Annotated in this window: 21 protein-coding genes; 12 read left to right on the forward strand and 9 right to left on the reverse strand. The window is 38.7% G+C overall.

The window, feature by feature from the left end:
* Positions 1–125 precede the first annotated feature (125 nt).
* The 6 genes from ABJQ32_14550 to ABJQ32_14575 form a co-directional block, all read right to left on the reverse strand.
* Entirely contained in the window at positions 126–1,283 is a 1,158-nt protein-coding gene (locus ABJQ32_14550) for a hypothetical protein (GenBank protein MEP5290868.1), read from the reverse strand.
* Positions 1,280–2,005: an ABC transporter ATP-binding protein gene (locus ABJQ32_14555; GenBank protein MEP5290869.1), complete on the reverse strand. Its 726-nt coding sequence runs from the start codon at positions 2,003–2,005 to the stop codon at positions 1,280–1,282. The genes ABJQ32_14550 and ABJQ32_14555 overlap by 4 nt, the downstream gene beginning before the upstream one ends.
* Positions 2,006–2,010: 5 nt before the next feature.
* On the reverse strand, positions 2,011–3,228 hold the full coding sequence (locus tag ABJQ32_14560) for an FtsX-like permease family protein (GenBank protein MEP5290870.1): 1,218 nt from the start codon (positions 3,226–3,228) through the stop codon (positions 2,011–2,013).
* A 24-nt stretch (positions 3,229–3,252) separates the two neighbouring features.
* Positions 3,253–4,467: an FtsX-like permease family protein gene (locus ABJQ32_14565; GenBank protein ID MEP5290871.1), complete on the reverse strand. Its 1,215-nt coding sequence runs from the start codon at positions 4,465–4,467 to the stop codon at positions 3,253–3,255.
* On the reverse strand, positions 4,467–5,222 hold the full coding sequence (locus ABJQ32_14570) for an outer membrane lipoprotein-sorting protein (GenBank protein ID MEP5290872.1): 756 nt from the start codon (positions 5,220–5,222) through the stop codon (positions 4,467–4,469). Before ABJQ32_14570 ends, ABJQ32_14565 begins: the two co-directional genes overlap by 1 nt.
* 111 nt (positions 5,223–5,333) lie before the next feature.
* Positions 5,334–6,026 (reverse strand): aspartate/glutamate racemase family protein, encoded by a 693-nt coding sequence (locus tag ABJQ32_14575; protein ID MEP5290873.1) that lies wholly within the window; start codon positions 6,024–6,026, stop codon positions 5,334–5,336.
* Between the two features lie 155 nt (positions 6,027–6,181).
* Between ABJQ32_14575 and ABJQ32_14580 the strand changes: the two genes are divergently transcribed.
* The 6 genes from ABJQ32_14580 to ABJQ32_14605 are packed head-to-tail and all read left to right on the forward strand — an operon-like array spanning position 6,182 to position 12,243.
* Positions 6,182–6,520 carry a hypothetical protein gene (locus ABJQ32_14580; GenBank protein ID MEP5290874.1) on the forward strand — a complete coding sequence of 113 codons (339 nt, stop codon included), beginning with the start codon at positions 6,182–6,184 and terminating at the stop codon, positions 6,518–6,520.
* Positions 6,520–9,132 carry an ABC transporter permease gene (locus tag ABJQ32_14585; GenBank protein MEP5290875.1) on the forward strand — a complete coding sequence of 871 codons (2,613 nt, stop codon included), beginning with the start codon at positions 6,520–6,522 and terminating at the stop codon, positions 9,130–9,132. The genes ABJQ32_14580 and ABJQ32_14585 overlap by 1 nt, the downstream gene beginning before the upstream one ends.
* Positions 9,133–9,187: 55 nt before the next feature.
* Entirely contained in the window at positions 9,188–9,574 is a 387-nt protein-coding gene (locus tag ABJQ32_14590; GenBank protein MEP5290876.1) for an antitoxin Xre/MbcA/ParS toxin-binding domain-containing protein, read from the forward strand.
* The gene (locus tag ABJQ32_14595; protein MEP5290877.1) at positions 9,574–10,026 is read left to right on the forward strand and encodes an RES family NAD+ phosphorylase; all 453 of its coding nucleotides are present in this window, start codon (positions 9,574–9,576) and stop codon (positions 10,024–10,026) included. Before ABJQ32_14590 ends, ABJQ32_14595 begins: the two co-directional genes overlap by 1 nt.
* Positions 10,027–10,076: 50 nt before the next feature.
* Positions 10,077–11,738, forward strand: a complete 1,662-nt coding sequence (locus ABJQ32_14600; GenBank protein ID MEP5290878.1) for a glutamine--tRNA ligase/YqeY domain fusion protein — start codon at positions 10,077–10,079, stop codon at positions 11,736–11,738.
* 4 nt (positions 11,739–11,742) lie between these two features.
* Positions 11,743–12,243, forward strand: a complete 501-nt coding sequence (locus tag ABJQ32_14605) for a hypothetical protein (GenBank protein ID MEP5290879.1) — start codon at positions 11,743–11,745, stop codon at positions 12,241–12,243.
* Here ABJQ32_14605 and ABJQ32_14610 read toward each other — a convergent pair whose 3' ends face one another.
* The gene (locus ABJQ32_14610) at positions 12,244–12,954 is read right to left on the reverse strand and encodes a hypothetical protein (GenBank protein ID MEP5290880.1); all 711 of its coding nucleotides are present in this window, start codon (positions 12,952–12,954) and stop codon (positions 12,244–12,246) included. It abuts the gene before it with no gap.
* Positions 12,955–13,065: 111 nt separating this feature from the next.
* Between ABJQ32_14610 and ABJQ32_14615 the strand changes: the two genes are divergently transcribed.
* From ABJQ32_14615 to ABJQ32_14625, 3 genes are all read left to right on the forward strand, one after another.
* Complete coding sequence (locus ABJQ32_14615; GenBank protein ID MEP5290881.1) at positions 13,066–13,986, forward strand: NmrA family NAD(P)-binding protein; 921 nt, start codon at positions 13,066–13,068, stop codon at positions 13,984–13,986.
* An 82-nt stretch (positions 13,987–14,068) separates the two neighbouring features.
* On the forward strand, positions 14,069–14,650 hold the full coding sequence (locus tag ABJQ32_14620; GenBank protein MEP5290882.1) for a hypothetical protein: 582 nt from the start codon (positions 14,069–14,071) through the stop codon (positions 14,648–14,650).
* A 150-nt stretch (positions 14,651–14,800) separates the two neighbouring features.
* Positions 14,801–15,520, forward strand: coding sequence for a hypothetical protein (locus ABJQ32_14625; GenBank protein ID MEP5290883.1), 720 nt, complete (start codon positions 14,801–14,803; stop codon positions 15,518–15,520).
* Positions 15,521–15,585: 65 nt separating this feature from the next.
* On the opposite strand, the gene ABJQ32_14630 is transcribed toward ABJQ32_14625, so the two are convergent.
* Entirely contained in the window at positions 15,586–15,768 is a 183-nt protein-coding gene (locus ABJQ32_14630; protein MEP5290884.1) for a hypothetical protein, read from the reverse strand.
* A 143-nt stretch (positions 15,769–15,911) separates the two neighbouring features.
* Positions 15,912–18,077, reverse strand: a complete 2,166-nt coding sequence (locus ABJQ32_14635) for an acylase (GenBank protein ID MEP5290885.1) — start codon at positions 18,075–18,077, stop codon at positions 15,912–15,914.
* 109 nt (positions 18,078–18,186) lie between these two features.
* Between ABJQ32_14635 and ABJQ32_14640 the strand changes: the two genes are divergently transcribed.
* From ABJQ32_14640 to ABJQ32_14650, 3 genes are all read left to right on the forward strand, one after another.
* A complete protein-coding gene (locus tag ABJQ32_14640; protein MEP5290886.1) occupies positions 18,187–18,447 on the forward strand; it encodes a hypothetical protein in 261 nt (86 codons plus the stop codon).
* A 137-nt stretch (positions 18,448–18,584) separates the two neighbouring features.
* Entirely contained in the window at positions 18,585–19,145 is a 561-nt protein-coding gene (locus ABJQ32_14645) for a hypothetical protein (protein ID MEP5290887.1), read from the forward strand.
* Positions 19,146–19,334: 189 nt separating this feature from the next.
* Complete coding sequence (locus tag ABJQ32_14650; GenBank protein MEP5290888.1) at positions 19,335–19,658, forward strand: DoxX family membrane protein; 324 nt, start codon at positions 19,335–19,337, stop codon at positions 19,656–19,658.
* Positions 19,659–19,774 lie beyond the last annotated feature (116 nt).

The raw sequence follows: 19,774 nt of genomic DNA on the forward strand, positions 1-19,774 counted from the left end.
TTCATCAAATTAATACGTTCCTATCATTTTTATTAGTTCCTATTTACCGATGTAATGTATATGCACAAAATAGAGCCACTCCAGTTGTCTTACGCAAGTGCTAACAAGATTAAATTTGATCTATTTCAGAAGTTCCATTTCAATCGAATGAATATGAGCCTTGCCTGAACCTTATAGTCGTCAAAAAACTTGTCGTAATAAATCTGAGAAATCAGATCTAGATCCAGATTTTGCTTCACGGAAAATGTTACGGATGGATTGATAAAAAGCGCATCCCTTTTACTTGGATAGTAAATGGTGGCTACTCCCCCATTTATGAGTGGATGAAAACTGTAGCTTGCTTGCAGAAAAGTAGCATAGCGGAAAGGGGAGAGTTCTTTGGCAGTAATTCGATCGGTAGCAAAAAGGTTGATGTTTTCCTGGAAATCGGGTGTAACTGAAGCAGCAGTATTAACAAGCAACGAACCGTTGATGTAAAACGAACTTTCGAATGAATAATCCAAAGCGACTGTAAAAAGTAATGCTTCATCTCCTTTCCCTGTGTAAGGTGAGAAATAAGTAAACTCTCCTTTAAATCCAGCATCTTTTATGTTTCCCGCCCATCCAAAACCAACTGTATAGTCTTCTCTTGCCTTTCCAGCCAGCAACTGAAAATCGTAGTTCCACTTATTCCAAGCCCATTTGCCTGCTATAACCATATCATCAAATTCACCAGCAGTGTTGCTGGCTAATTCCAAGCTTGATGCTACACCCGTATATTTTTTAATACTTACAGCATCGCTTCCAGGTCGTTCTTCATAATCAAAATCAAAAAAGGAATAAGCGTTGAAAAGATCGTTGGGGTTCCAAACTACATTGATTCCCCAATTAATTCGCTGACGTCCAACTCGAACTTCCCAATCATTCTTATACCACTCAAGGTAAGCGCGATCGACCATTGTATGGCCTAAGATGCTATTCTTACCATTCATGGCAGATAGGTCAAAATGGTCGTTATTAACATCGACTAATTTCCCATAATTCGGAATACTTTTCACTGTCTCACCCCAGAAAAATCGATTTCTCAGTTCAATCTTTACATTGATTTCATCATTGGGAAACCACTTGAAATTAAGGCGATTGTGTATCAGGTTGTCAAAGGTGGTAGAGTCGTTGGAGATATTCACATTTACCAGATCCTTGACATACCCTCTTATCCACCAGTTCTTCTCCTTTTCTTGTTTTTGACTCCAACTTGGAATGTAAATCAAAAAAGCCAGCATTATGATGAGCAGCTTTTTCACACCGCTTCTAGTACTTCTTTCTTTTTGTCTGATGCGATTGCTCCATCGACTAAGGTGATCACTCTTCTCGCCCGGTCTATTACTCGCTGATCATGTGTCGAAAAAACAAAGGTGACACCCTCACCATGATTCAATTTAGCCATGATATCCAATAGCTTACCAGCCGTTTTAGAGTCAAGGTTAGCCGTAGGTTCATCAGCTAAAACGAACTGCGGCTTAGATGCTAGCGCTCGAGCTACTGCAACTCGTTGCTGCTGACCACCCGAAAGCTTGCTTGGTTTCTTATTCATTTGATCGAGCAGACCGACTTCTTCCAAAAGCTGATGAACCCGTTGATTCCTTACCTCATCAGGGACCTTTTGCAATAACATGACAAACTCCACATTTTCTTTGGCTGTCAAAACTGGAATAAGGTTATAAGCCTGGAAAACAAAACCGATATTCCTCAACCTGAAATCGATCAACTCATTTTTGGAGAGTTGAGTGATATCTTGATTATGAAGCCAAATCTTCCCAGCTGTTGGACTGTCGAGTCCTCCAATCAGATTTAGCAAGGTGGTTTTACCAGAACCGGATGGCCCCACAAGAGCGGTGAATTCTCCTTTCTCAATATGTAGATGTACATCATTTACTGCTTTCACAGGTACTACACCTTCATATACTTTGGTGAGATCTTCTGTGTGAATAATGCAGTTTTCGTGATTTTCAAGTTCTTTCTTCATATCATTCAAATTTTTCTAATCGCCGTGACTGGGTTCAGTCGCAATGCTGTAATTGCCGGGTAAATCGATGACAGTATCGCAGTGACAAGTACTAGCCCCATGATCCTGATATAATATTCAAATGCTAATTCGGGGTAAATCATTGATTTGAATCCGTATTGGGCGTAACCCTCCGCGTATATGCTTGATAGGTCTAAGCCATATTTTCCTAAATATTCAATAGTCGCATATGACAGCAATAAGCCAAAAGGAGCAGCTATCATGACCATAAAAATGGTTTCCAATGAAATCATCCCGAACAGACGGATTTGGTTCATTCCTATAGCCATCAACATTCCTATTTCTCGTACGCGCTCCAAGACTGCCATTAGCATGGTATTGATAATACCGAAGGAGAGGGCCACCAAAATGACGATCAGAAATATGATCATGGATTGATCCATGGTTTCAATCATCATACTTAACTCGGGCGATAGTTCTTTCCAGGACTCGATGGTCAAGTCAGAATAAGTTAGTTGCAACTCTTTTTGCAAGTCCTCTAGCTGTTTCGCTTCTTTAAGCAGTATAGCGATCTCATGATAGTCTGATCCATCCCCCAAAAGTTTAGACAGGTCTTTTCCTTGTGTATAGACATTTAGTCCCTCAAGCGCCGAATTATGACTTTTATAGATTCCCTTCACCCGAAAAGCTCCTGCAACTATGTCTTTGTTTGTGTCTTGAAATGTTAAGACAACTTTTGACCTCAACTTTATCTTTAGCTTCTTGGCCAGCTTTTCTCCAATAACTATCTTATTCCTGTCACCAGCATTAAGGTATTCCCCTTCTGTTATAAAGTCCTCCAGTTTGGTCAATTGGTTCTCTTTTTCAGGATCTATTCCTATTAATTTTGCACCTACTGATGCGGTTGGAGAGTTGATCATTCCTAAAACCAAAACCCTACCTGCCCCCGTATGCACGGAAGGATGATCGGCAAGCGACTTCATTGTTTGTGAACTATTTGAGATCGTAAATTTTGGATCATTGTCCTCCTGATAATCTGGATGATGCAGTTGCATGTGGCTAATTTCCGTCTCTATCGCATCCTTCAATCGCTGATCCATCATCCCAAATACGTATGCCATGATGAAGGAACCTGCCCAAAGGCCCAAAGCAACTGAGGCAATCACGATTCCGCTTCTCACCTTGTTCCTCCAAATATTTTTCCATGCAAGTACTGCTAACATATCATTTTCTTTAATGCATCATGGTCAATCCCGCATTGCTTCTACTGCATCAAGTCGATTAATTTTCAACATCGGGTAGATCGAAAGCACCAAAGCGATGATCAGCACCACCAGCGTTTGAGAATAGAAAATTTTTGGCTCGATGGAGAAATAAAAAACCGGATCAAATCCGTAATTTTCGTAAGCCTCTTTCAGCTCCCCAGTTACCTTGATAGGGTAGGCGTTGAAGTAAGCAATCAAAGGAATGCTGACAAGTGTTCCTACAAATGCTCCCATTAGGGAAACGAAAATATTTTCCAGAACAACCACCGAAGAAAGCTTTAGCTTCTTCATCCCAATAGCCACCAGCACACCAAACTCGAACTTGCGCTCCATGGTCATCATCAGAATGGTGCCAAAAATGCCAAAGGAAATAAGCAAGTAGAGCACAAAGAGGAATATGACATTTTCAGCACGCTCACCCTCAATAAACTGATCCAACTCCGGTAGTAAAATACTCCAATTCATCACCTCATATTTAGCTCCGGCGAGCTGTTCAAGATCAGCTGCTGTCTCTTCTGAGTCATTGATATTGTCCACCTGTAGTACAAGTGCCGACAATCGATCAGTCGCTCCAAATAGCCATTGTCCTTCCTTCAGGGGTAAATACACTATGCTCTTGTTTAGCTGAGGTGAAGCAAAGTCAATGATTCCTTTGACCGGATACTTTCCCGCAGCACTTACTCCATGATACCCTTGTCCGATGATGACAATGGTATCTCCTACGTCAAGCGCAAGATAGTTTGCCAGACCTAACGTAATCAAAGCTGCTTGATCATCTTTCTGAATAAAGTCCCCAACTACAATCTTCTGATCAATCTTGGTGATCAATCGCTCTTTTTCCGGATCGATGGAGATAATTAGACTCCCTCTGGAATTATCTGTAGAAGCAGTAAGCGCAAACGATTCCAGCCTAGGTACGACACTAATAACATTTTCATGAGCAATCATTTTGTCAACAAGATTTTCTGCAGCTTCAAAGGTGTTGTTGATGGTTTGATCATCCCAATATCCATCTTGATGCAGTTGAATGGCGCCCGAATAAAAGCTTACAACATTCTCTTGCATTTTGACAAGGATACCTTCCTTGAGAGAATTGAGAAAAATGGCAAGTAAAACAGCAAAAACAACAGACGCAGATGTGATAACCGTTCGCTTCCTGTTTCTCCAGAGATTTCGCCATGCCAGTTTCAAGATCATCACTTTACCCTTTTCATACTTTGTAACGAAAAGAAATTCTCACTTATTCGTGCATCATAGTCTACCTGATGGTAGCGAATCACCGTTTTATGCCCTTCTTTTTCGGCAGGAATAAACTCCATGACTGAAGGTAGCATTCTTCCACCCAGATCTTTAATCTCCAGAAAGTTCACCTCATTTACCAGGTACCCATCTTCATCATACATTTCACTTCTTAGCTCAATGTATTCATCCTTATCAATCCAATTGAGCACCTTCCCCCAAACCACCGCCACATCTTCCTTTGGGATCAACTCAATCACCCAACATTCACGATCCTGAATCACAGAATCACCCAGTATTTTATGTGTATAATCATCTACTACAGAAGATTCCTTGATCAAGTCATCATTGGTAAAATCCGACCCCATCCATGACTGCATCATCATCGAGGGAGGGAGTTTGACATTTCGCTCGATGGAAGGGAGCCAGTTCCAAATTTCCTTATCCCTCTTCAAAAAGACTGAACCTTTATCTCTGGCCGGAGAAGTGATCAATATCAGAGAGTAATCCGTGCCTCTAGACCAGCTCTTCACATCCATGTCCCGACTCCAAGTAGGTCTTATGATACTAATGGTCATTTCAGCAGTCGCCGCATCCCCTCTACGCTTTTGATCGGTCTTGCGTATGATCTCCTTCGCATCCTGCGAGAATGTTTGGCACATGGTGCCTATTAGAAAAAATAGGGCTAAAAGCGTTCTAAGTAAGCATTTCATAAGATAGCAATCTAAATGACACACTTCGGCATGCATATGATATAGCTCAAGGAATTCGGTGAGTTTACTCACCCAGTAGTCCTATTCATAGGATCTGAATTTTCTTAATGTTCAGTTAAGTGCATTTTTTATTGCTGCAAACGCATGCATTTTTGTGGTATCAAATAGAGGAACCTGCGCATCATTAGATGAAATAAGTAATGGTAATTCTGTGCATCCCAATATGATGCCTTCCACTCCTTCTTTCTCCAATTCCCTGATTATTCTCTTACATTCATTTCGAGATGCTGACTTGATCTCTCCTTTTACAAGTTCATTGTAGATAATATCATGAATAATTTGTCGATCGGATTCATTGGGTATGGTCGTTTCTATTTCATAATTATCAAGAAGAACTTTGGAGTAAAAGTCTTTTTCCATTGTAAAGCGGGTTCCCAGTAAACCTACTCTTCTTGCATTCTCCTTTTTTATAGCTTGCCCAGTAGCATCAGCAATGTGCAAAAAGGGAATATTCGTTGCATCAGTAATGAAATGGCTTACAAGGTGAATGGTGTTGGTGCATAACACAATCAAATCAGCTCCTGCACTTTCAAGTTGCTTAGTGCCTTTTGCCATCATTTCACCAATCTCATCCCATTTACCTGCAAAAGTCAACTTCTCAATTTCATCAAAGTCAACCGAGACCATGACACTCTTTGCTGAGTGAGAGCCACCTAACTCTTCTTTCACTTTTCTATTGATGAGTTCGTAATATAGTTTGGAAGATTCCCAGCTCATCCCTCCGATCAGACCTATTGTTTTCATACAATAAAGCTAGAATGACAGCAATCTCATCCTCTTTAATTTCCATGAATGTTTCTATCATCTAGCATTAAAAAATTTCATGAATAGATATTTTACTGACAAAAGTGAAACTTTATTATCTTCGCACCAGTATAATACTGACAATTGTGAAATAAATGAAAGATATCAAACTAGGAAACTTCGAAGAATTAGTTCTGCTGCTGGTTGGCGTGCTGTATGATCAGGCCTATTCGGTCAACATTGTACTGGAGTACGAAAAACAAACTGGCAAAAAGATTAACGTGAGCGCTATTCATACCGTGCTCTATAGGTTGGAGGACAAGGGGTTTTTAGAATCCAAAATGAGTGAGGCAACATCAGAACGTGGTGGAAAGAGAAAAAGGCTTTTCTATTTAACTCCTTATGCTCAAACAGCATTGGATGAGCTGTCTTCTCTGAGAGAGAGATTGCGCTATCAAATTCCGGATAAAGCACTCAACTGGAGCAAAGGCTGATGACAAAAAAAGGACTACATCGGCCCCCGGCTTTAGCACTCAAATTCTTTCGCTGGTATTGTAAATCAGAACGACAAGAAGAACTCGAAGGAGATTTAGAAGAATTCTTCTACTTGAGGATAGATAAAGGCTCATCCGTATGGAAGGCACGCTTTTTTTTCTGGTGGAATGTTCTCAGATGCTATCGCAGCTATTCAAAAAAGAAAACTCAAAAGACTAATACTATGTACCCATTATTCAAATCTTATTTCAAGCTGGCCATGCGGCATTCATGGAAAAACAAGTGGTCTGTGATGATCAATGTAGTAGGATTAGGGCTGGCGCTCAGCATGTGCATTTTCGTGTATACAATGTTTGCGTACAATTCTGAATTTGATTCTTTCTACAAAAATATGGAAGATATCTATCGCGTCAACTCGATGACCTTCGAAAACGGAAGCGAAAGAAGAAATGAACTTTCTCCTATAGCATTCGACCAAGTACTTAGAAATGAGTTCAGCGGCGTAAAGCAGGTAAGTAGCTTCTTTGATGAGCCCATGACTATCAAATTTGGAACAGACTATTTAGAGAGCTCTATAGGAGTTGTTTCGTCAGATTTCTTTAAGATGTTTGAAATACCCCTTTGGTATGGCTCATTTGCCGAATTTGGCCAAAAACCTGTTGCTTATTTAACAAAGCCTGCAGCTAAGCGCTTTTTCGGTAATGAAGTAGCTCTAGGAAAAAAATTATCGATCTACGTCTCGAATAATTCGAAAATTGAAGTTACCGTAGCTGGCGTATTTGAACGAATTCCACTCAATTCCAGCTTTGATATTCACATAATGATAAATCTAAATGATTATCAACGAGCTCTGAATTTAGATATGAATGACTGGTCCAGACATTTTTATACTAGTCATTTCATAAGAACATCTTCAGAGCAATCAGAAGTCATTACATCAAACTTGAATAAATATGTTCCCATGCAGAATGAGAACCATGAAGAGTTAAAAATGACACGCTTTGAATTAGTTCCATTTCTAAGTCCTATTCATAATGACAGTGATATGTATAGAACCAATTCTAATACTCGGTTAGATGTCGTTGTAAAAATCATTTTTACCTCATTAGCTTCTATGGTCTTTCTCATCGCATGTTTTAATCTAGCCAACTCTTCCATTGCCATGGTATCTAAACGATTGAAAGAAATTGGAATTAGAAAAACTTTAGGTTCTGAAAATCGGCAAATTATGGTTCAGTTTCTTATGGAAATGGGGATAGTATGTGCTCTTGCATTCATCATTGGGCTATCAATGATCAACTACACCTCTAGTACAATCATGGGGTTATTTGGAGAAACTTTTCTAATAAAAGATATAGATCTCACAGGTGTTATTCTCTTTGTGCTAGGGTTCTTAATATTCACAACGCTTGTTGCAGGGATAATGCCAGCGCTTTATGCCTGGAAGTTTCAACCAGTAGCCATCATGCGAAAGTCCGTGAAACTACGGGGTGTTGGTTGGATCAATAAAACACTGACTGTCGCGCAATACAGTTTTTCTATTGCCGTCTTATCAGCCGCCTTTTCATTCTCCAACAATCTGCAGTTTCTTGATGACCTAGACCTAGGTTATGCTAACGAAAGCATCTACACATTAGATCTTCCCGATCAATCCGATTATCAAAAAATCAAACAAAAAATTGATCAAATTCCAGACATACAAACTGTAGGAACATTTAACCATATTCAAAGATTTGGTAGTTCTAGTCGAAGAAAATTGTTAGAAATAGACACTTCCTCATATGAACTCCAAACCTATACAGTGGGCGCGGGCTACTTAGCTCTGATGGAAGTGCCTATTACGCTAGGTCGATCATTCATTTCCGGCAGTGAAGCAGACGAGCAGAATTCAATTATTGTAAATCAGGAATTCGTAAAGCAATATTTTGGAAATGAAAATCCGTTGAATAAAGTAGTGAAGATTGGTGACGATAGAAAAACAATTGTCGGTGTAAGTGCCAATCTTATCCAAGATGTATATCTAGACTCGGAAGACAAACCTGCTGCATACTTATACTCAGAAGTGAATCAATATAGATTTTTAATTGCCAAGGTAGGAAGTGGAGACAAGGGTGAAATTGAAAGTAAATTCAAGGCTATTTGGAGTGAAGAGGTGGATAGACCTTATGAAGGTAGCTGGCAAAAGGACTTAGCTTATGGATCTGCAATAAGAGATACAGAGAATTTGCGTGTCATTTTTCTAGCAATGGCTATACTCGGAGGATTCTTGAGTGTTGCCGGTATATTCTCCTTATCCAAATTGAATGTTGCGAAGCGCATCAAAGAAATAAGCATACGCAAAGTTTTAGGCTCATCAATGAAACAGCTTCTAATTAAAATCAACAAGTCCTTCTTTTATGTGCTCTCAATCTCCATATTCATTGGATGCGCGCTAGGTTATTTGATATCAGAGATGGTATTAAGTATGTTGTACCGCTATTACGTTATTGTATCTCCTTTCACAAGCCTGGCAAGCGGGCTATTTATTTCAACCGTGGCAATTGTTATTATAACACTTTCAGTAGTGACACCAGCAAAAGCCAATCCTGTTATAGGTTTGAGAAATGAATGATCATGTTTTACGAATAATTTCGTAACTAAATGCGAAATTATTCGTAAAATTGTGTGTGGAAAATATACTGAATGATCCGGCGGCCAGATATAGAAAAGCTTCAGAGGGCATTTCAAAATCTGATTTCTTAGTTATTGTATCAGATACTGGATTAAACCTAACTGAGTTTTCTGCCTTGCTTCCCGTCTCAAAAAGAACTATCGAAAAGACAAAAGAAAAAGACTTACTGAGTCCAGCCGTTAGTGATCGTGTACTACAAATCGCTTCATTATATCAGCATGGAAATTTAGTTCTCGGTTCATCTTCTGCTTTCAAAGAGTGGCTTCATTCATCTTTGATTTCTCTAGGAGGTCAAAAGCCCATTAAGTTTATGAATAATGATACGGGTATCTCTATGATCAATGATCTTTTAGGAAGAATTGAACACGGCGTTTATTCCTAATGATCTTGTATCGAATTACTTCAAAAGCATACGCAAGAGATTTGTCTGGTACAGGAGCAATGTTGCATGGTGGGCGATGGAATCCAAAAGGAGTAAGAATGCTTTACACCTCGCAGAGCTTATCACTAGCTGCTCTTGAAACAATTGCTAATCTATCAGGGGATAAACTTAGAGGTAATCTCTATTGTGTAGAACTAGAATTTCCAGATCATCTATCGGTTGAAACCATTAAAAAGGTGCCCAAGACGTGGAATACATTCCCCTTCAACTCAAGTACAGTTGATATAGGTAGGGAGTTTATACAATCTGAAAAACTCTGTCTGAAAGTACCCAGTGCCATTATTTCCAGCGAATACAACTATCTATTGAATCCTATGCATGATGATTATATGCAAATCAAATTCATAGATGCACGTCCTATGATTCTTGATCAACGCCTTTTTCAAAACTGAATAGGTTCTTTGGCTCACATCATCCTATTTTTGCTCTTTAATCTCAAACCATGGACGAGGCAAAGAAACCATTGAATTTTATCGAGCAAATGATCGAAAAGGACCTGAAAGAGGGTGAGCATGACTCGATTATTACAAGATTTCCTCCCGAGCCAAATGGCTATCTTCATATTGGCCATGCCAAATCTATTTGTCTCAACTTTGGGTTAGCTGAAAAGTATAACGGAAAGTGTAATCTCCGTTTTGATGATACCAATCCAGAAAAAGAAGAAACGGAGTACGTTGAGTCAATTAAATCGAATATCAAATGGTTAGGGTTCGAGTGGGATGATCGTGAACATTATGCTTCAGATTATTTTGATCAGCTATATGAAATGGCTACACAACTCATCAAGAAAGGATCAGCTTATGTTGATGATCTTTCCGCTGAGGAATTCCGGAAACTCAAAGGCACCCCCACTGAGCCAGGAAAGCCGAGTCCTTTTCGTGATAGATCAGTAGAAGAAAATCTCGATCTTTTTGCTCGCATGAAATCAGGTGAGTTTGGCAATGGAGAGAAAGTATTAAGAGCCAAAATCGATCTAAGCTCTCCTAACATGCACATGCGCGACCCCATCTTGTATCGAATCAAGCAATTGCCTCATCACCGTACGGGCTATCAGTGGTGCATTTATCCTACATACGATTTTGCACACGGTCAGTCAGACTCAATCGAGAAAGTAACGCATTCGCTTTGTACATTAGAGTTTGAAGTACACCGCCCATTGTATGAATGGTTGATCAACGAACTAGGAATCTACCCTTCCAAGCAAACTGAGTTTGCCCGACTAAACCTTGGATATACTATTGTCAGTAAGCGAAACCTTCGTGAGTTAGTTGAACTAGGTCATGTCAATGGATGGGACGACCCTCGAATGCCCACAATATCTGGTATCAGAAGAAGGGGATTTACTCCTGCTTCCATCCGTAAGTTTGCAGATACAATTGGTGTAGCACGTAGAAATGGCATCACAGATATCGCTCTTTTAGAGCATGCCATAAGAGAAGATCTAAATGCCACGACTAACCGCGTATTCGGCATCATGAATCCATTAAAAGTCATTATAACAAATTGGCCTGAAGACAAAACAGAGGTAATGACCGCCGTTAACAATCCAGGAGATGAATCGGCTGGCACTAGAGAGATGCCATTCACTAGAGAGCTTTATGTTGACCAAGCTGATTTCATGGAAGATCCACCAAGCCCAAAGAAATGGTACCGATTGGGCCCAGATCGCGAAGTACGATTAAAGTTTGGTTATATCGTCAAATGCACAGGGTTCAAAAAAGCGGATGACGGCACTATCGAAGAATTGTATGCTGAATACGATCCTGCAACAAGAAGCGGACAGGATACCAGTGGAAAAAAAGTGAAAGGTACACTCGGCTGGGTTTCTGTACCACATGCCCTAAAAGCGGAAATAAGAGAATATGATCGGCTGTTCAAAACAGAGAACCTAAATACCATAGAGGATGATTTTAAAAACCATCTCAATCCTGATTCACTGACAGTAAATACGAAAGCTGTACTTGAGCCATCCTTAAAAAATGCCAAAGTAGGTGATCAAATGCAGTTTGAGCGGATTGGTTATTTTCGAGTGGATGAGGATTCAACTCCAGATAACTTAGTCTTTAATAGAACCATAACCCTGAGAGATAATTGGTCAAAATAAAATCATGAAATATCTATTTGTCGTTGCTTTCATCTTTTTCACAACCGTATTATTTGGACAAGGAGAATTTGAGACACTAGCTACTGATCAGTACTCCATTAAATACCCTTCTACATGGGAAGTCAATCAAACGGGTCAAATGGGGATGGCATTTGGGTTATTCTCGCCCGCCGGCATGCAAGGCGATCAGTTTAGGGAAAATGTAAACCTGATCATTCAAGACATATCCTCTCAAAATCTAGACTTGGTAGATTTTGTTTCTCTTTCTGAGAATCAGATCACAACTATGATCGTTGATGGGAATCTTTTGGTTAGTGAAAAGAAAGATGGCTATCACCAAATGATATACACTGGAACTATGGGACAGTACAAGCTTAAGTTTCAGCAATACTACTGGGTGATTGGGGGAAATGCATACATTTTAACGTTTACTGCTGAGCAAAATCAATACGATAACTACATAGGAGTTGCGCAGCAACTGATGGATAGCTTTGAAATAAGGTAACTACTTTCTAAGACTCCAAATCTCATACATCGGCTTGCCGCGACTAGTATTTCCTGAGTGATGCCACTCACCATCTTTCAATTCATAGTCAAATTCAAGGCTTGCTCCAACGCGACTATCATCTCGTGAAAAGAACTCGATATTCTCGGTGTAGGTACCACCAACTGTGGTGTAGGTACCACCGCCCGTTCCCTTGAATTCTTTGGTTTCTGTATTGTAGGCAATCCATTGAAAACGAGTTCCAGAAAGAATCTTCATGGTTTTCCTGGGACTAAAAACATCTATTGGTTGCAAATCTCCATTCCTCATTCTTCCCGAAATAAGCCATGCTCCTGCTAAGTTCCCTGGGTCTCCAGCATCAACACGTGTTGCCCATCTTTCTGTCCCTGCTATGCGCATACGATCATTTCCATCCCATTCAATTTCAAAAGAAATTGGCTTTCCCACCTTATCAGCATCTTTAGAATTAAACTCAGGCATTTCTGCCATGGTATTTCCATCTAGCTCCCAGGTCCCCCCATTAGTTTCTATAAATGCTCCTGTTTCAGCATCAAACCAAGCAGCTACTTGATAGCTTTCAGTGAACGTTACTACTCCTTTGATTTGCTTCCCGTCTTCATCTTGTTCAGTCCACACCCAAGCACCTATAAGGTTCTGGCTAAATACCGAGCAAGTCCAAAATGAAGAAATTAAGAATATCAATACCTTCATGATTTTGTATTATTTGTGTGATATAAAGCTACTCACCTTTCATAAAATCTCAAATTATATACCCGATGTAGAGCAGAAATAAAACATTATTTGTCATTATGCTTTGAAGAAATGGTTAAAACATTATCTTTAATTTATCGAGATCAGTTCCGAAAACTGCTTGATACAGCTATGTTCAATAAAATACTTGTTTTGGGAGCAACGGGAAACGTAGGTTATCCACTTGCTCAAATGCTAAAAAATCGCAACGCAGATTTTTGCATCGGAATAAAACCAGAAAGTGAGTTGCCTGAATCAATGAAAGATATTGAATCAGTCCATGTTGACTATGATGATATTTCCACCGTACAAGCTGCGCTTACTAATGTTGAGAATCTATTCATTCTAATACCTGATTCACCTCTTATGGTTGATCAAATGGCAAATATCAACACCGCTATTTTAGATAGTAGTGTAGCTCGGTATGTGTATATAAGTGGAGCTGGAGTGAAAATAGCACCAGATACCTGGTTGAGCCAGAACTTATTGAGATGTGAGGAATTACTTCGTTCCAATGATTTACCAGGGACTATTTTAAGGCCTACTTTCTTTATGCAGAATTTTCTCAATCACTATCCGCCAAGCGACAATCAAATGCATTTACCGGTAGGTAACGGAATTGTGAATTATATTGATGTCAATGATGTCGCATCTGCGGCCTGTGAAATTTTGATCAAAGACTCTATACAAAAAGGTGTAGAAGTATTCCATTTAACAGGTAAAGAATCGTTTGATATGTACGAAATAGCCATGTTATTCAGTAAAAAATTAAAAAAACACTACGAGTATATTCCTATTTCACTAGAAGAGTCAAAACAGGTTATGACAAGGAATAATTTACCTGATTGGCTAATCAATATGCTACAGCAGATTTATAAGAAAGTTAGTGAAAATCTATATGCATTCTACTCACAAGACTTACAATTCCTCACAGGAAAAGAACCCAGAAATTTCTCCATGTTCATCGAAAAAAATCGATTTTCCTTCGAATAAAAGACGTATTTGCAATAAATTCAAAGAATTCTAATAATTTGAGAATCAAATCAAAATCATTAACTAATCAGCAACCCAAATTATGGCTCAGTATCAAACATTCGAAAATGGCATAACTACCAGCGCAATCTCTCCTTTTATGCAAGGTGGTTTTATAGCCTCTAAGCAGAAAACAACGATTTTAAATAAATACGGAATAGATCATCTAGAAGAGGGTAAAGATTATGACTTGCAAAATTTTCTAAACGCTTTCAAAGAGTTAGGAGAAAATGTAGGAGAAATGAATCTTTTTCTAATTGGCAAATCTGTTATGTCAGAGACAGAATTTCCCCCAATGGATGGACTGGAAAGTGCACTCAGGTCAATTGATGTTGCCTACCATATGAACCACAAAAAAAATGGTAAAGCAATGTTTGATCCCAATACTGGTGTAATGACAGAAGGGATTGGTCATTTCGAACTTGTACGGTTTGATGGAGTCAATAAGGAAGCGATTATGGTATGTCACACGCCATATCCAAGCAAGTTTGAAGAAGGAATAATTCTTCAGATAGCAAGGCAGTTTAAGCCAGAAGGTTCATTAATGCCAAAGGTTCAGCTTGATACGACCAAAGAAACCAGAAAAAATGGTGGTGATCGTTGCACTTTTATCATCACTTGGTAAACACAAATAATTTATCGTCTTTGCGTCATTTGTCAATATTAATAAATAATAATATAACAAATAGCGGTTTTTAAAGTTATAATTGTTTAATAACTTAAGAATAATCTTATGTCTATTCAAACTATTTAGTATTTAAAAACCAAAAAAGCTATGATTACTCACGTTCAAAAAACAGTTGAAACCAAGAATGAAAATGATTTAAACTTTAAGCTTCAGGAGGAATTTCAGCTTGGCGCTGAAAAATTTGCCAACAATCCTCTACATCAAAAGCTTAAACAAGAAGTTGACATTCGGAAGCAACTCAACTTTGTTCCTAAAATGCTCTTCTTCGTAATGGGATTTAAGGACTTAATGCAGCTTGTTCGTTATGAAAACCCAACAAATGACCTAGAAAAAAGTGTGAATACTCACAGTGATGAGGACTCTAATCATTGGGAGTGGTACTTAAATGATCTTGCGTTTATGAGCGGGCAATTTAAGAATGCATCTTCAGTTGATCTGATTACGGATGTATGGGGAGACTCTTCAATGGAAGTAAGGGAAACGATATATTCTTTTTCAAGGTACATCAAACAATACACAGACCCTGTTGCCAGAATGCTCATGGTAGAAGTGTTGGAAATTACTTTTGACAAATTCAAAGAAGCTCTGCACCCTGCACTGAAGGATGCTGATCTTTATAGTCAATTAGATTATTTCGGAAAAATGCATCAAGAAACTGAGGAGAACCATTCAACAGGAATTAGTGATGATGAAATTGCTGAACTAACAATGTTATTACCAGAGGAACTAAAAGAAGAGATGATTCCAATTATAAATCATCTTTTTGATCAAATGTATAATATGGCCAAGAATTGGGCTGAAGCTTAATTTTTCTTCCTCTATCAAAACAAAGAAACCAGGGTTGAACCTGGTTTTTTTATTTCTGATACCTCTTAATTATCATGAATAATTGAAAATAGGCGGTCCAATTGAAAGTTCATCACATGATCACAATCAGAATCTTTCTGCGGAATTCTATAGTCTGAGCCAAACTTCTCTGAAAGAGAACTAAAAATTTCAATCTTGGTAGCCTTTAAAATTTTTGCTCGTGACGGGTAAATCTTTTCGCTATTCATATCTGGAATTGGTTTGCTGGTTATTTATCGATTTCTAGTGTTAAACTATACAAATCAAATTCATTCCAACATTCTTTTCGGTGAATCAAAAGGATTACAAGTTTACCTCCCGTTATATGTCTACTAGCGTTTTTGTACAATAGTTACCTCTTCCCCGGTGTATAGGTTTCTTCCGCTCGCGCTTCTACATCTTCACGATAAAATGCCACATCCTTAAACTCTCCTTTAGCATACATTTCAGCTTGGTCATCAAAATGAGGCGAATTAGGATCACTACTCTGACCTCCTGCCAAAAGCGTCTTTGCAACCAACCGATCTCCAAATTCTACAGCTGCCACAAAACTGTTTCCTCTCGTACCATATATTTTGTTCACATCATGCTTTCCTCGCATACCGTAGGCTGCAAGATGCCCCCAACGAGCAGTTGTTAATCCTACTGGATAGCTAGCTGCATTATCATCGAAAGAAGCATCAATATCTCCAGAGATACGCTGGAATCTGCTAATCTCTCCCCAAGGAATGATCCATGTGCCATATCTGCGATCCATTTCCTCAATTGCCAATTGAAATATCCCAACCCTTTCTCCCATTGGCATATCTGTTCCAAAAAATTCAAAACGTTCCATGCCTTCCAAGTTACCAGGAATGTCGCCCTCTCGATAGAGCATCATTCCATAGAAGTGGGCTAAACTCATCGCTTTTGATTCTACACCTGTTTTAAAGTCCCAATTTCTAAGTAATTCAATTTCCTCACTCAAAGACTGATCGCCAACAGCATCGTACGCTTCTATCAACCCTGGAATTACCTTTTCAAATGCTGGCAGATAAGGATTATAAGCAAGATCTATTAAACCATCCAACGAAAGGTTTTCTGTTTCTGATAATAATCGAATAGCATTCACTCCTCTGAAATTTTCCGGAATGCGAGACATGTAATTTGGGTAGTCCTCTTTCTTGGGACTATACTCTGCAGCAGATGTAAAGGGAGTTGAGTTGCAGTTTTGAATCCATCCGTTTGGAGGGTTCATCACCGTAATTGCCTCCTCTACTGGATGAAGTCCCTGCCAATCTGTTTGCGGATTACTCCCATCAACAGGTTTAGTGTAATCAAACTGTACATCTCTAATCGGAATGAAATTACCATGATAGTAGGCAATGTTTCCTTCAGAATCTGCGAATACAGTGTTATTGGAGGAGTTAGTTCGAATGTCCATCATCTCGTTAAACTCTTCCAGATTTTTCTTCTTTGATCTAACATAGGATTGCTCCAACGCTTTTACTGGTTCCCACATTAGTGCCGTGGCTGTCCACTGACCGTCAACCTCATGAGTGATCGGCCCATGATGCGTTCGGTAAACGGGGAAAGTTTTCTCTTTCATTTCACCATCCTCTACATATTTTAGAATCACTTCTTTTACCTCAACGGGTCTTTCTTCATCGCCATATTGATAGTATAAGCCATCCTCTTTTTCTATGATGGTTTCTTTAAAATCGTCGATTACATCTGTATAAGTAGAGGTATGCATCCATCCTGTATTTTCATTGAAGCCTTGATAAACAAAAAACTGCCCCCAGGTAACAGCCCCATAAGCATTCAACCCTTCTTCACTGACCACATGAACTTCTCCTCTGAAATAAAATGAAGTATGCGGGTTGATTAATAGCATGGCATTTCCTGACTCTGTAAGATCTCCTGATATTGCAAATCCATTTGATCCTTGAGGTTCTTCGAGGGCATAGCCCTCTTTTAATATCGGTTTGTCGAGCACAGCTACTTTTTCCCTTTCATAAAACTCTTTTATTCGCCTTGTAGATACTCGCTCAATATCTCCTCCAATAGATCCTTCTGTGAAATACATCGTCATCCATGGCTCATACTTTTTAATCACTTTAGGTTTTACTTCGGGATGCGTGTGCAGATAGTAATTGATCCCGTCAGCCCATGCAACGCATAACTTTTCCAACCATTTCGGAGTAGATTGATAATTAGCTTTTGCTTCATCTTCCGTCATGAATAATCGGGCTCTTAAGTCACTATAAATTGCCTCTTCTCCTTCTGCTTCTGCCAACCTACCAATGGCCCAGGTGAAGTTTCGTTCTACTCTTCTAAAGTCATCTTCACACTGCGCATAAAGTAATCCGAATACCGCATCAGCATCTGTTTCACCATAAACATGTGGGACACCATAATCGTCACGGATGATTTCAACATTGGCTGCCTGAGTTTCCCACTTGTTAACTTCTAGGTTAGAAGTCTTAGGTGAGCAGGCAATTAGTGTAATAAATAGAAGTGTGAGAATTCGATACATTGGTCTTAGGTTGAATTTATTGATATCAAATATCGTAAAAACCTTTCAACATAGATTACATATTGTGTTTGGTAACATGTTTATTTTTGATGCTTATAAACCTAAGTTCATGAAAAAATATACTACTACTATAGTCCTTGCCTTCTTATTTGCCTGTGGAGACGACTCAGCTGGGATAAACTATTCTTTTGATGGAATTACTAACTTAAGTGGATTTATAGGGGATACGATTTTCTTTTCTGGCACCAACTTCGATGATTTTGATAATGGAGTTGATTTGATCTATACCTTTGATACAGGTAACGGATTCGGCGAATTAGGAGGGTTAAGCTCCGATATCATTAAATTAATGATAAACACATCACCATAATCCCATGTTTATCAGGTTTCAGAACTTATACATTAAAGCTTGCTACTCAGAATGATCAAAATGAAACTTTTCCAGAAGAGCATTTTCTATTGCAGGAAAAATTTGTACTAGAAAAACCTGTATTCAAAGGGTATAATGTGGATACAATATTACTTACAAGAGATAGTCAAGAATTTGAGATCAAGCTTCAATTTGAAGGTTTATCAGAATGCTTAATAGATCGCGATGAACCCAATGCTAATTTGATAGATCTTACTAATGATAATACGTCTCTAATGACTGCTGCTTATGGAGATTCTGAAAATGAGGTGATTGTGAAAACTATTCCAGAATCTAACATCTTTTCAGAAGCAAGCTATACTTTTAGCTTAAATGGTGTTTTAGATGGATTAGATCGGTTTGAGATTACCTCCGCAAAGACATTCTATATCAAATCAAGCGCCTGGTTTCTCGACAGTGAAGCTTCGATTTCAGACCCTGATGATCAAATCATTATTAACACTAACAGAGTTAATAGTGAACGGGATGGTTTTCTAGAAATTAACAACCAAATAATTCAGGCAACAACAAATTTTGGAGGTACTTTTTACTTCTCTCTTCCAACTGAGATAGCCCCTGGAACATGGCCCGTCAGCTTTAGAGTAGATGATAGATACATAGATTTTGAAGGTAAATCTGCAATTACTGTTACACCTTAAATCTCATTTTATGCTTTTCACGCTTAGCTGACTAAATTTCGATAACTGTTCTAGTTAAATATCGAAGAATTAGATTGCTGTAATTAGAGTTGAATCAGAGTATTACTAGTATGAAAACTATTTACGTTTTAAACATCTCAATACTTTTATTTTAGAGGCGTGTCAGGAGAAACTATCAATTTATGGGTCATGGCAATCCTCTATATTATCGCCGGAGTTAATCACTTTGTGATGCCTCGGTTTTATAAGAAAATTATTCCTCCATTTTTACCTTATCCAAAACTCATAAACTGGGTGAGTGGCATTGCTGAGATTGTTTTAGGTATCCTATTACTCATCCCTTCATATACCTCACTTGCTGCATGGGGAATCATTCTTTTGCTCATAGTCATATATCCTGCAAATATTTATCACTTCATAAAAGGATGGCGAAAAAAGAAGATGATCTGGGTACTGGCACTACGACTTCCACTACAGTTTTTACTTATCTGGTGGGCATATACTTTTACTTAGAAGCAACCTTTTAATCTTTTTAGAATCAAATAGATATAATCACTAACACCATTGTGATCATTAAGGTGTGCGATTTCGAACTTAATTAAACTTGATTTAATGGATAACATTCTTTA

Source organism: Marinobacter alexandrii (genome assembly GCA_039984955.1).
In the GTDB taxonomy this organism is placed as follows: Bacteria; Bacteroidota; Bacteroidia; order Cytophagales; family Cyclobacteriaceae; genus Ekhidna.